Raw genomic sequence first — 11,924 nt, forward strand, 5'->3', positions numbered from 1 at the left:
CCCTTCTCAAGGACTTTTTCATGACCGCTTCTCCAACCGCAGAACGCCCAAGCCTACGCTCCCAGCGCCTGAACCAGATCACCAACGAGCCACATACCAAACTCGACGCCCTGGTCAAAGCCCACGCGCCGTTCGAAACCCAGGCCAATTTCGCGCGTTTCGTGGTCGCGCAGTACCTGTTCCAGTCGGAATTGGTGGCGCTGTACAACGATGCCGAGCTGATCAAGATCGTGCCTGACCTGGCAGAGCGTTGCCGCGCCGAAGCCGCCAAACTGGACCTGGGCGACCTCGACACCGAAGTGCCTGCACCGGTCGCCGGTGCCGTGAAAAACCCGAGCAAAGCCGAAGCCTTGGGCTGGCTGTTCGTGTCCGAAGGCTCCAAGCTGGGCGCTGCGTTCCTGATCAAGCGCGCCGTGGGCCTGGGCCTGAGCGAAACCTTCGGTGCCCGCCACCTGGGCGAACCGGCCGGTGGTCGTGCCGAAGGCTGGAAGCGCTTCACCCGCACGCTCGACGGCCTGGAGTTCAGCGCTGAAGAAGAAGCCGCCGTGGAAAAAGGCGCAATCGACGCGTTTGTACGCTTCACCGTCTTGCTGGAACAAGCGTACGCTAGCGCCCCTGAACTGGCCTGATACCCTGTAGGAGCGGCTACGTCCGCTCCTGCTTCCTCGACTCTGTAAATCGCTCCCATGACCGGCAAAACCCAATCCACCTCGAAGATCGCCCGGATCCTCTTCGGCCTGCTGGCCTACGTCAGCCTGGGCATCGGGCTGGTGGCGATTGTCGTGCCGGGTTTGCCCACCACCGAATTCATTCTGCTCGCCGCCTGGGCCGCCACCAAAAGCTCACCGCGCCTCAGCGCCTGGCTGGAAAACCACCGGCTGTTCGGGCCCATCCTGTTCAACTGGCGCAACGGCAAGATCATCGCCCGCCGCGCCAAAGTCAGTGCCACGGTAAGCATGCTGTTGTGCGCCATCCTGATGCTGGTGATGCTTGATCACGGCTGGCCGATCTACCTGGCGATCGCCGGGATGAGCCTGGGCAACCTGTGGATCTGGTCACGCCCGGAACGGCTCGCAGCGCCCGTATAACGGCGCGTGTAGGGTTTTTCCTACCGCTCATCGCCTCTCTCTCATGAATTGATTCATGACGCCGATGTTTCAGACATAGCGCTGAATGGACTTGGCCTGCACTGCGTGCTTTCCAACAAGTCCATTCGTGAGTGAACCTATGTTCGACACCCTCTCCATTCGCTTGAAAATCGTGCTGCTGTCAGGCCTTTGCCTCTTGGGGGTCATCGCACTGATCATCAGCATCAACCTCTACGAAACCAATCAGAACGATCAACTGATCAGCGATTCAAGCTCGCGAATGCTCACTAACAGCGTGCAGAACCTGCTGCAATCCAAAGCCGCCGAACAGGCCGTGCAGTTGCAGAAAACCTTTGGCGAAAACCTGTTGGTGGTGACGGCCCTTGCCGACCAGGTCAAGGACCTGCGCGCCCTGGCCGCCAAGCGTTCACTGGAGCCTGGCGCCTTGCGGGAAGAACTCAACCAGAGCCTCAAGACCACCTTCGAACGCAACAGCAAGGTGCTGGGTATCTGGCTGTCATTCGAGCCCAATGGACTGGATGGCAAGGACAGCGAATTCGTCGACGACAAGGCCCGCGTGTCCAACGAAAAAGGCCGTTTCTCCAGCTACTGGAGCCGCGCCGGCGGTGAAGGCCTGAACACCATCATGGTCGAGGAAGACCTGACCAAGACCACCCCCAACCTCAGCGGCACGCCCTACAACATCTGGTACACCTGCCCACGGGACACGCGCAAGGTTTGCCTGCTGGATCCCTACGCCGATGAAGTGGCCGGCAAGCAGATGCTGATGACCACCATTGCCTTGCCGCTGATCGTGGACGGCAAAGTCATCGGCGTGGTGGGTATCGACATCGCCCTCAACACCCTGCAGGCCGTGACGGACGCGGCGCAAAAAGAACTGTTCGACGGCGCGGCGCATCTGGAGATCCTGTCCAGCACCGGCCTGATCGCAGCCTATAGCGGCCAGCCGGACAAGGTTGGCAAAAACCTGATCGACACCCTCGGCGCCGAAGGCAAGGAAATCGTGCAGTTGCTGGCCGGCGACTCGTCCATGATCCGCGAGCAGGAGGACACCATCCGCGCCGTGTACCCGGTCAAGCCGATTGCCGATGCAAAATCCTGGGGCGTGGTGATCAAGCTACCCAAGAACGTGATGCTGGCTGACACCTTGAAGCTGCAAGACGTGCTCGACAAAGCCCAGGCCGCCGGTACGCTCAAGGCCTTGCTGGTCGGCGCCGCCGCCGCGCTGCTGGGTTTGCTGCTGATCTGGCTGACCGCCACTGGCGTAACTCGCCCAATCAACAGCGTGGCCGCCATGCTCAAGGACATCGCCAGCGGCGACGGTGACCTCACTCAACGCCTGGCCTACACCAAGAAGGATGAACTCGGAGAGCTGGTCAACTGGTTCAACCGCTTCCTCGACAAGCTGCAACCGACCATCGCCCAGATCAAGCAAAGCATCACCGAAGCCCGTGGCACCGCCGATCAATCCTCCGCCATCGCGCGCCAGACCAGCGAAGGCATGCAGGTGCAGTTCCGCGAGATCGACCAGGTGGCCACGGCCTCCAACGAAATGAGCGCGACTGCCCACGATGTCGCCAACAGCGCCTCCAATGCTGCCAGCGCGGCGCGGGGTGCGGATCAGTCGGCGCGCGAAGGCATGTCGATCATCGAGCAGAGCACCCGCGACATCACCACCCTGGCCGAAGAAGTCAGCAAGGCCGTGGGCGAAGTCGAAGCCTTGGCGGTCAACAGCGAGCAGATTGGTTCGGTGCTGGAAGTGATCCGCAGCATCGCCGAGCAGACCAACCTGCTGGCGCTGAACGCCGCCATCGAAGCGGCACGCGCCGGGGAAAGCGGGCGTGGTTTTGCGGTGGTGGCCGACGAAGTGCGCAACCTGGCCAAGCGCACCCAGGACTCCGTGGAGGAAATCCGCCTGGTGATCGAACGCATCCAGAGCGGCACCCGCGGCGTGGTGGCAACCATGCATTCAAGCCAGAGCCAGGCCCAGAGCAATGCCGGGCAGATCCATCAAGCGGTGCAGGCCTTGGGCAAGATCAGCGACGCGGTGACCGTGATCAGCGACATGAACCTGCAAATCGCCAGCGCCGCCGAACAACAGAGCGCCGTGGCCGAAGAGGTCAACCGCAACGTCTCGGCGATCCGCACCGTGACCGAAACCCTCACCGGCCAGGCCACCGAGTCGGCGGCCATCAGCAGCCAACTCAATGCGTTGGCCAGCCAGCAGATGAAGCTGATGGATCAGTTCAGGGTCTGACTCGGTTCCAAAACCACAGAGATACTTGTGGGAGCCCGCTCCCACATTTGGATCACCTTGGCCTTAGAGACCTGGCCAGGCCTGTACGAACGCAGTCACATCTTCTTTAGCCGCCGTACGCGGTGGATTCTGCGGCGTGCCCAGGTAAAGGAAGCCAATCACTTCCTCATCTGCTGTCAGCCCCAGGCCTTTGGCGACATGGGCCGAATAGGACAACTCGCCAGTGCGCCACACGGCGCCAATTCCCTGGGCATACGCCGCCAGCAGGATGCCGTGGGCCGCACAGGCGGCGGCCAGCAATTGCTCGGATTTCGGCACCTTGAAGTGTTCCTGCAAACGGGCAATCACCACCACCACCAACGGCGCACGCAACGGGCCGTTCTGGGCCTTGTCGATGGCGGCTTGTGGCGCATCGGCGTCTTGCAGGCGCGCAGCCTCGGCCAACAGCGTGCCCATTTGCTCACGGGCAGCACCTTCAACGGTGAGGAAGCGCCAAGGGCGCAATTGGCCGTGGTCGGGCGCGCGCATGGCGGCGGCGAACAGCACGTCGCGCTGCTCCTGGGTCGGCGCCGGTTCCAGCAGACGCGGCACGGAAACACGGTTGAGCAAAGCGTCGAGAGCCTGCATTGGCCACCTCCAGAGAAAAATGTGCGGCCATTCTAGCGGGAATACATCGCCATCCACCAAACGATAATTGCTCTTATTCATTCGGCCCTGCCCTGTTAGACTTTGCGACCTTATTTTCAGCCTTCGCGCCAGGAAACTCGATGTTCCGTCTGCTTTTCCGCCTATCCGCAGCCGTGTTGGCCTTGAGCCTGACTGCCTGCGATGACGCGCCACGTTTCACCAAGGCCGAGCCGGGTGAATCACGGGCGGGCGGCGCTGCGACAGTGAACAAGCGCGACCAGAATGCATTTTCCCTGCCTTCGGCCAACCTGTCGCCCACCCGGCGCCTGGATTTCAGCGTGGGTAACAGCTTCTTTCGCAGCCCCTGGGTGATCGCGCCGTCCACCACCACCGCGCGTGATGGACTTGGCCCGCTGTTCAACACCAATGCCTGCCAGAACTGCCATATCAAGGATGGCCGTGGGCACCCGCCATTACCCGACGCACCGAATGCAGTGTCGATGCTGGTGCGCCTGTCGATTCCGGATGCGGCGCCCTATGCCAAGCTCATCGAACAGGTCGGCGTGGTGCCCGAGCCGGTCTACGGCGGTCAGTTGCAGGATATGGCTGTGCCGGGCGTGCAGCCTGAAGGCAAGGTGCGGGTCGACTACACACCGGTCAACGTGACGTTCAAGGACGGCACGGTGGTCGAGCTGCGCAAGCCGGACCTGCAGATCACCCAGCTCGGTTACGGCCCGATGCATCCGGATACACGCTTCTCCGCACGCATCGCCCCACCCATGATCGGCCTGGGCCTGCTCGAAGCCATCAGCGACGCCGATATCCTGCGCAACACCGACCCGAAGACCGCCGACCAGGAAGCCATCGTCGGCCGTGCCAATTGGGTCTGGGACGACGCCCAGCAAAAAACCGTGCTTGGGCGTTTTGGCTGGAAAGCCGGGCAACCCAACCTCAATCAACAAAATGTTCACGCGTTTTCTGGTGATATGGGCCTCACCACCTCTTTGAGACCCTTCGATGACTGCACCGATGCCCAAGTCGCCTGCAAACAGGCCCCCAACGGCAATGGCCCCGATGGCGAGCCGGAAGTCAGCGACAACATCCTGCGCCTGGTGCTGTTCTACACCCGCAACCTCGCCGTGCCAGCGCGCCGTGGCGTCAACACGCCGCAGGTGCTGGCCGGCAAGAACCTGTTCTACCAGGCCGGTTGCCAAGGCTGTCACACGCCCGCGTTCACCACGGCGGCCAATGCCGCTGAACCTGAGCTGGCCAACCAAGTGATCCGCCCCTACAGCGACCTGCTGCTGCACGACATGGGCGAAGGCCTGGCCGACAACCGCAGCGAATTCAAAGCCAGTGGCCGCGACTGGCGCACGCCGCCGTTGTGGGGCATTGGCCTGACGCAAACCGTGAGTGGCCACACCCAGTTCTTGCATGACGGCCGCGCCCGCAACCTGCTGGAGGCCGTGCTGTGGCACGGCGGTGAAGCACAAGCGGCGCAGCAGCATGTGTTGTCCTTTAATGCCGAGCAGCGCGCTGCGTTGCTGGCGTTCCTGAATTCTTTATAAGCTTCGCCCCAATTACAGAAGGGAGCTCGACATGTTCCGTCCCAAGTTGTTGTTCACCAGCCTGGCCGCCCTCGCCCTCGGTGCCTGCTCGCCGCAAGACCCGCAAGCGGTGACCTCGGCGGCCATCGCCAAGCAAGTGATCCTGCCCACCTACAGCCGTTGGGTCGAAGCCGACCGCCAACTGGCCGTCAGCGCCCTGGCCTACTGCCAAGGCAAAGAGAGCCTGGACACCGCCCGCGCCGACTTCCTGCACGCGCAAAAGGCCTGGGCCGAGCTGCAACCGCTGTTGATCGGCCCGCTGGCCGAGGGCAACCGTTCGTGGCAGGTGCAGTTCTGGCCGGACAAGAAGAACCTGGTCGGCCGCCAGGTCGAGCAACTGGTCGCCAGCCAGCCGCAGATCGATGGCGCCGCCCTGGCCAAGTCCAGCGTGGTGGTGCAAGGCCTGTCGGCCTACGAATACATCCTCTACGACGCCAAGACCGACATCGCCGACGACGCGCAAAAAGCCCGTTACTGCCCACTGCTGGTGGCCATCGGCGACCGTCAAAAAGCCCTGGCCGAAGAGATCCTGGCCAGCTGGAACAGCACCGACGGCATGCTGGCGCAGATGACCAAGTTTCCGAACCAGCGCTACGCCGATTCCCACGAAGCCATTGCCGATCTGCTGCGCGTCCAAGTGACCGCACTGGACACTCTGAAGAAAAAACTCGGCACGCCAATGGGTCGCCAGACCAAGGGCATCCCGCAGCCCTTCCAGGCCGATGCATGGCGCAGCCAGTCGTCCCTGCAAAGCCTCGAAGCCAGCCTTGCCGCCGCCCAGACCGTATGGGTCGGCGTCGACAACAAAGGCCTGCGCGGCCTGCTGCCGTCCGAGCAGAAGCCGTTGGCCGACAAGATCGACGCCGCCTATGCCGCGTCCCTCAAACTCTTCGCCAGCAACCAGCGCACCCTCAATGAACTGCTGGCCGACGACGCCGGGCGCCAACAGCTCAACGATATCTACGACAGCCTCAACGTCGTCCACCGCCTGCACGAAGGCGAATTGGCCAAGGCGCTGGGCATTCAACTGGGCTTTAACGCCAACGACGGTGACTGATGATGCTCAGGCGACAGGCTTTGGCGGTTGGCAGCGTGCTGCTCAGTGCGCTCACGTTGGGCGGCTGGACGCTGTTCAAAGGGAAAGACAAGGGCCCGCTGCTGCTCTCGGCGCGGGATGATGCAGACGGCAAGCACTATGCCGTGGGCTATCGCCTGGACGGCAAGCCGGTGTTTGCCACCCAGGTCGGCCAGCGCTGCCACGACATCATCAACCACCCGACGCTGCCAATTGCACTGTTTGTCGCCCGTCGCCCAGGCACCGAGAGTTACCTGATCGACTTGCGTGATGGCGCGCTGCTGCAAACCATCACCTCCAAGGCGAATCGCCATTTCTATGGCCACGCGGTCATTCACAAGAGCGGCGACTGGTTGTACGCCACCGAGAACGACACGTCCGACCCCGGCCGTGGCCTGCTTGGTGTGTATAAGTTCGAAGGCGAGCGGCTGGTGCATACCGGCGAGATGTCCACCCACGGCATCGGCCCGCATCAGGTGTCATGGATGCCCGACGGTGAGACGCTGGTGGTGGCCAACGGCGGCATTCGCACCGAAGCCGAAAGCCGCGTGGAAATGAACCTCAACGCCATGGAGCCAAGCCTGGTGCTGATGCACCGCGACGGCAGCCTGATCAGCAAGGAAACCCTGGACCAGCAGATGAACAGCGTGCGCCATATGGGGATCGCCAGCGATGGCACCATCCTCACCGGGCAGCAGTTCATGGGCGCGTCACAGGAGCGTTCCGAGTTGCTGGCAATCAAGCGGCCGGGCCAACCCTTCGTGGCGTTCCCGGTGGCTGATGAGCAGTTGCAGGCCATGGGGCACTACACCGCCAGCGTCGCGGTGCACAGCGAGTTGCGCCTGGTGGCGTTGACCGCTCCACGGGGCAACCGCTTCTTTATCTGGGACATGGACAGTGGCGAGCTGCGCCTGGATGGGCCACTGCCCGACTGTGCCGGTGTCGGCGCCGTCGAGGATGGCTTTGTCGTGACCTCGGGCCAAGGTCGTTGCCGGTTCTACGATTGTCGCCAGAAACCGTTGATGGCAAAGCCGTTGGAATTGCCCGCCGGGCTCTGGGATAACCACCTGCATCTGATCTGAGCTGGCGCACAGCAAAAAAAAGGGCCTCGCATCGCAAGGCCCTTTCCTGGGGGTTTGAATCGTTTCAACTCTGTGGCCTCATCCCTTGAGACATGCCAAACATGAACAGCAACAACTCATGATCAGGCTTGGCCGCGGTGCTCGCCTTGGCGACGCGCGGCAACAGGCATTGCGCGCCACCCTGCGTTGCACTGAGCACCTGTGTGCGAGGCTGTTCCCAGGCCGCCAGCGCCAAGGCTGCAACGCCCAACGCCCCGACCAGGAACAAACCTCGTGCTATTTCTAGCTTCATCTGGTTAAACCCTTGATAGCGCTGCCAAACGCCGTTTCGTAAAAGTAGCTGAGTTTCTTCCAGTCCGTGTCGTTCCACGACGAATGGCGGCGCAATTGCAGCATGTCATGGGAAGCGGCCCGATAAGCGGTCAAGCGCTGGCGGCATTTCTCGAAATCCAGCAGCGCCACTTCGACGTTGGCCGAGTCGCCCTGGCCGGTCACCCTTACAAAAATGTGCTTGATGTACAGGCAGCCATGCTGCCAGCGCCCACGGTGCATCCGCGCCAAGGTGCCAGCAAGCTCCTTGAGCACGCGCTCATGCACCAGTTCGCCGTACTGTTCACGACCACCGGCGGCGTACCAGTTTTCGATTTCGTCGAAGCCGTCGAGGGCTGCGGTGACCAGCAGTGCCTGCCAGCGGTGCTCGGGGTCGCGGCGCGCCTCGCAAAAAACCATGTCGGGTACGCGTACATCCAACAGGCGAAGGCCCTTGATGGCATCCCGCTCACGCAACACAGTGGGACGGCCAAACGGGTGCAACCAACTGCGGTAGATATGTCCGGTCTGGCGCTTGCTGTAGAGCAAGCGTCCATTGGCGCTCATCACGCGCTGCACGCCACTTTCACCACCACGCCGGCGGTTGGGTTCTTCAACCCACTCGCCTTGCTGGCGCCAGAAATAATCGAATCTCTCCTCGGGAGCTACGTGACTGCCTGCTACGCACTCAACTGCCATCCTGTTACCTCTTGCGCAATACATACACTCGCCACATGGCGTAGAGCGGAATGAAGTCCAGGGACTCCTGAACACGGAAACCGGCTTCTTCGAATTCTGCTTCAACAGTAGCAGCCGGTAACACAAATCTGTTTTGGTAACCTTCCTGCTCACCTTTTTTACGACGCTGCTCTTCGAGACGCTTGCGTTTCCAGGCTTTGAAATTGCCATCGACCCACAGCGAAACGATCACACTGTCACGGGTAACGCGCTGAAACTCCCGCAGTATCGCCAGTCGGTGCGCCGGATCACCAATGTGGTGCAACAGGCGCATGCAAAAAATGCTGTCGACCGAGTTATCCGGCAGATCGATATCAAACGCAGATGTGTGCAAGGGTCGTACCCGTTTCACCACATCGGCGGGTTGGGCAGCCGTTGCGACCTTCAACATCGACGCCGAGTTGTCGGCTCCAATGATGACGCGATTGGGCTTTTCGGCCAGCAGCGGCCAGAAACGCCCGGCACCGCACGGCAAGTCCAGCACCAGGCCAGGCTCACCGGCCATCGCCAGCGCGCCACGGGCCAATTGCTCGTCGCGTTTGTGGGACAACCGGCGGGCCAGATTGTCCTGGTGCTTGAGCAAATACTCTTGGGCGTGTTCGTCGTCGTACTTTTCGGAAAATTCGAGTTTGGTCGGGGTAGACATCAACGGATCTCCAGTTGCTGATGCCTACAACCTTAAGCAGCCGTCTGTGATCAACAGGTCAACCCGTTGTGAAAAACTTGTCCTGTCCAATCCCCATACATTTCAAGACTTTACAGACACAAACAATGGCATGGGGCCATCTTCGCCGAATGACGGTGATCTCTGGCAGGATAGCGGCAGAGGGTGGAGTCAGGCGTTGACCTGACTCAGTTGTACATGAAAGCGGCAGCCGTTGGGCTCCATGGTGCTGAGGCTCACAGTCCAGCCCTGGTTCTCGCAGATGCGCTGGACCAGCGACAACCCAAGGCCCAGGCCGTCACCGCGTTTCTCGTTGCCGCGCACAAACGGCTCGAACATCGCTTCGCGCTTGTCTTCGGGAATCCCCACGCCGGAGTCTTCTACCACAAAACCACTGGGCTCCAGGGTCAGGCGGATAAAACCGTGCTCTGTGTAGTGCAAAGCATTGCGCAGCAGATTACCCATGACCGCGTGCAGGAAGGTCGCGTTGTACCGGGTATCCAGAGGGTTGCCCGGCTGGTAGGTCAACACCAGGCCCTTGCGCTCGATAGGCTCACGCCAGATGCCGAGCAGGTCATCGGCCACTTGCTCCAGGCTGACCTGGGGCGACATGGTGCCGTCGTCATGTTCGGCGCGGGCCAGCATCAGGAAGGTCTGCACCAGTTCGCGCATTTCCTCACAAGCACGGGCGATGCGCTCAACCTGGTTACGCCCGCGCTGGTCAATGGCCGGGTTTTCCAGCAACAGTTCGCAGGAGCTGGCCAGCACCATCAACGGTGTGCGCAATTCGTGACTGACATCACTGGTGAACAACTGCTCACGGGACAGCGCCTGGCGCAGGCGCCCCAGGGTGGCATCGAAGGCCACGGCCAGTTCACCCACTTCATCCGCCGCGTAATCCGGTGCCAACGGCGGCGCCAGGCCCAGCAGTTGGTCACGATGACGCACCTGACGGGCCAGGCGCACGACCGGCGCCATCACCTTGCGCGCCAGCACCCAACCGAGGAATACCGCCAGCGCCAGGCTGAGGACGAAACCCACCAGCACCACGGCAAACAGCACGCGCTCGCGCTCTTCGAAATCGCTTTGATCCTGCAGCAACACGTAGCGCCGACCGTCGACCACTTCGACCATCGCGTGGTACGACAGCGCTTCGCGGAACACTTCATGGAAACCGGGCTCAAGGTGGCGCAGATCCTTGGGCAACTCAAAATCGCCGGGGCCACCGCTGAAGTAAAACAGCTGATCCGGCTCGGGCCGGTGCCGCCAGTCTTCGACCGTGTCCATCAGCAACAAGCGTTGCAGGTCACCGCCCAGGCCCGCCGAGATCAACTTTTCTTCCACCAGGTGCACCGTCGCGACGATGCCCATGGCAAAGGCCCCCGCCACCAACGCACTCATCAACGCAAAGGCGATGATGATCCGCTGGGCAAGGCTTTGCTTAAACTCCATCTCGACCCTCGGCCAGGCGATAACCGACGCCGTGCACCGTTTGCAGCAACGGCTTGGCGAACGGTTTGTCGATCACTTGGCGCAATTGGTGGACGTGGCTGCGCAGGCTGTCGCTGTCCGGGCAGTCGTCGCCCCACAGGGCTTCTTCGAGAATTTCGCGGCGCAACACGTGCGGGCTCTTTTGCATCAGCACCGCCAGTAGTTTCAGGCCAACTGGGTTGAGCTTGAGCAAGCGGCCTTCGCGGGTCACTTCCAGGGTGTCGAGGTCGTAGCTCAGGTCACCCACTTGCAGGGCGCGGCGCCCGCCACCCTGGGCACGGCGCAGCACCGCTTCGATGCGCGCGGCCAGTTCCGACAGGGCAAACGGTTTGAGCAAGTAGTCATCGGCGCCGGACTTGAAGCCCTGCAGCCGGTCATCCAGTTGGTCGCGGGCGGTGAGCATGATCACCGGCGTGTCGCGGCGCGCATCTTCACGCAGGCGTTTGCACAGGGTGTAGCCATCGATGCCGGGCAGCATGATGTCGAGCACGATCAGGTCGTAATGCTCGGTGGCGGCCAGGTGCAGGCCCGACAAACCGTCCTGCGCACAGTCCACGGTATAGCCTTTTAGTCCCAGGTAATCGGCCAGGTTGGCCAGAATATCGCGGTTGTCTTCAACCAATAGAATTCGCATGGGCAGTGTCTCCGTACGCGGTAACGGCCGTGTTGGCTCGCGCAGCTTAAGGCCAAGTTTGGCTCAGGGATAGACCCGAGAGGGCCATCGATTAAGGTTTTCAACCGATATTTTAGTTGAACGAGATTTTCACTATAGCTTCACGGATTGAACACAGCGCTGATGAGAAAATTACCGATGGCTTGAATATTTTCTTCGACAGATTGACCGCTTTCGCGGGTAAGCCCGCTCCCACATTGGGATGGGAAACACCCTTTTGCCCACAAAAAAGCCCCGCCTGCATCACTGCAGGCGGGGCTTTTCAGTTAGCCGTGTCCCGTCCTGAATAAGG

The 11,924-nt window shown here is 61.5% G+C and carries 12 protein-coding genes and 1 pseudogene; 7 read left to right on the top strand and 6 right to left on the bottom strand.

Translation table 11 applies throughout. The features are described from left to right. The first annotated feature begins 20 nt into the window (after positions 1-20). The 4 genes and pseudogenes from HX812_RS26640 to HX812_RS32500 all read left to right on the top strand — a co-directional run bounded on the left by HX812_RS26640 (position 21) and on the right by HX812_RS32500 (position 3,366). Entirely contained in the window at positions 21-629 is a 609-nt protein-coding gene (locus tag HX812_RS26640) for a biliverdin-producing heme oxygenase (RefSeq protein WP_038845931.1), read from the top strand. Between the two features lie 57 nt (positions 630-686). Beyond that, the gene (locus HX812_RS26645) at positions 687-1,088 is read left to right on the top strand and encodes a YbaN family protein (RefSeq protein ID WP_038845929.1); all 402 of its coding nucleotides are present in this window, start codon (positions 687-689) and stop codon (positions 1,086-1,088) included. A gap of 280 nt (positions 1,089-1,368) precedes the next feature. Continuing rightward, positions 1,369-2,508, top strand: a pseudogene (locus tag HX812_RS32495) (HAMP domain-containing protein); the annotation flags it as partial. 102 nt (positions 2,509-2,610) lie between these two features. Beyond that, positions 2,611-3,366 (top strand): methyl-accepting chemotaxis protein, encoded by a 756-nt coding sequence (locus HX812_RS32500; RefSeq protein WP_370468593.1) that lies wholly within the window; start codon positions 2,611-2,613, stop codon positions 3,364-3,366. A gap of 63 nt (positions 3,367-3,429) precedes the next feature. On the opposite strand, the gene HX812_RS26655 is transcribed toward HX812_RS32500, so the two are convergent. After that, complete coding sequence (locus HX812_RS26655; protein ID WP_038845925.1) at positions 3,430-3,993, bottom strand: NAD(P)H nitroreductase; 564 nt, start codon at positions 3,991-3,993, stop codon at positions 3,430-3,432. Positions 3,994-4,133: 140 nt separating this feature from the next. Between HX812_RS26655 and HX812_RS26660 the strand changes: the two genes are divergently transcribed. From HX812_RS26660 to HX812_RS26670, 3 genes are read left to right on the top strand one after another with little or no spacing between them, the layout of a single operon-like run. Beyond that, entirely contained in the window at positions 4,134-5,561 is a 1,428-nt protein-coding gene (locus HX812_RS26660; RefSeq protein ID WP_038845923.1) for a di-heme oxidoredictase family protein, read from the top strand. A gap of 31 nt (positions 5,562-5,592) precedes the next feature. Then, positions 5,593-6,657, top strand: coding sequence for an imelysin family protein (locus HX812_RS26665; protein WP_016975505.1), 1,065 nt, complete (start codon positions 5,593-5,595; stop codon positions 6,655-6,657). Positions 6,658-6,659: 2 nt separating this feature from the next. Beyond that, positions 6,660-7,757, top strand: a complete 1,098-nt coding sequence (locus HX812_RS26670; RefSeq protein WP_038845920.1) for a DUF1513 domain-containing protein — start codon at positions 6,660-6,662, stop codon at positions 7,755-7,757. Positions 7,758-7,821: 64 nt separating this feature from the next. On the opposite strand, the gene HX812_RS26675 is transcribed toward HX812_RS26670, so the two are convergent. The 5 genes from HX812_RS26675 to colR form a co-directional block, all read right to left on the bottom strand. Then, positions 7,822-8,049, bottom strand: coding sequence for a hypothetical protein (locus HX812_RS26675; protein ID WP_028617789.1), 228 nt, complete (start codon positions 8,047-8,049; stop codon positions 7,822-7,824). Further along, the gene (locus HX812_RS26680) at positions 8,046-8,765 is read right to left on the bottom strand and encodes a lipopolysaccharide kinase InaA family protein (protein WP_038845918.1); all 720 of its coding nucleotides are present in this window, start codon (positions 8,763-8,765) and stop codon (positions 8,046-8,048) included. Before HX812_RS26680 ends, HX812_RS26675 begins: the two co-directional genes overlap by 4 nt. 4 nt (positions 8,766-8,769) lie before the next feature. Beyond that, on the bottom strand, positions 8,770-9,450 hold the full coding sequence (locus HX812_RS26685) for a class I SAM-dependent methyltransferase (protein ID WP_038845916.1): 681 nt from the start codon (positions 9,448-9,450) through the stop codon (positions 8,770-8,772). A gap of 189 nt (positions 9,451-9,639) precedes the next feature. Next, positions 9,640-10,920 (bottom strand): HAMP domain-containing sensor histidine kinase, encoded by a 1,281-nt coding sequence (locus HX812_RS26690; protein ID WP_038845913.1) that lies wholly within the window; start codon positions 10,918-10,920, stop codon positions 9,640-9,642. After that, positions 10,910-11,593 carry a two-component system response regulator ColR gene (colR, locus tag HX812_RS26695; RefSeq protein WP_003175870.1) on the bottom strand — a complete coding sequence of 228 codons (684 nt, stop codon included), beginning with the start codon at positions 11,591-11,593 and terminating at the stop codon, positions 10,910-10,912. Before colR ends, HX812_RS26690 begins: the two co-directional genes overlap by 11 nt. Between the last annotated feature and the right edge of the window lie 331 nt (positions 11,594-11,924).

Source organism: Pseudomonas sp. IPO3749 (assembly GCF_013386605.1).
GTDB lineage: Bacteria > Pseudomonadota > Gammaproteobacteria > Pseudomonadales > Pseudomonadaceae > Aquipseudomonas > Aquipseudomonas azotoformans_A.

Excerpts from the sequence above, each read along its gene's own strand:
- HX812_RS26690 (WP_038845913.1), bottom strand. The coding sequence starts at position 10,920 with ATGGAGTTTAAGCAAAGCCTTGCCCAGCGGATCATCATCGCCTTTGCG.
- HX812_RS26655 (WP_038845925.1), bottom strand. The coding sequence starts at position 3,993 with ATGCAGGCTCTCGACGCTTTGCTCAACCGTGTTTCCGTGCCGCGTCTG.
- HX812_RS26670 (WP_038845920.1), top strand. The coding sequence starts at position 6,660 with ATGCTCAGGCGACAGGCTTTGGCGGTTGGCAGCGTGCTGCTCAGTGCG.
- HX812_RS26640 (WP_038845931.1), top strand. The coding sequence starts at position 21 with ATGACCGCTTCTCCAACCGCAGAACGCCCAAGCCTACGCTCCCAGCGC.
- HX812_RS26665 (WP_016975505.1), top strand. The coding sequence starts at position 5,593 with ATGTTCCGTCCCAAGTTGTTGTTCACCAGCCTGGCCGCCCTCGCCCTC.
- HX812_RS26685 (WP_038845916.1), bottom strand. The coding sequence starts at position 9,450 with ATGTCTACCCCGACCAAACTCGAATTTTCCGAAAAGTACGACGACGAA.
- HX812_RS26680 (WP_038845918.1), bottom strand. The coding sequence starts at position 8,765 with ATGGCAGTTGAGTGCGTAGCAGGCAGTCACGTAGCTCCCGAGGAGAGA.
- HX812_RS26675 (WP_028617789.1), bottom strand. The coding sequence starts at position 8,049 with ATGAAGCTAGAAATAGCACGAGGTTTGTTCCTGGTCGGGGCGTTGGGC.
- HX812_RS32500 (WP_370468593.1), top strand. The coding sequence starts at position 2,611 with ATGCAGGTGCAGTTCCGCGAGATCGACCAGGTGGCCACGGCCTCCAAC.
- HX812_RS26645 (WP_038845929.1), top strand. The coding sequence starts at position 687 with ATGACCGGCAAAACCCAATCCACCTCGAAGATCGCCCGGATCCTCTTC.
- colR (WP_003175870.1), bottom strand. The coding sequence starts at position 11,593 with ATGCGAATTCTATTGGTTGAAGACAACCGCGATATTCTGGCCAACCTG.
- HX812_RS26660 (WP_038845923.1), top strand. The coding sequence starts at position 4,134 with ATGTTCCGTCTGCTTTTCCGCCTATCCGCAGCCGTGTTGGCCTTGAGC.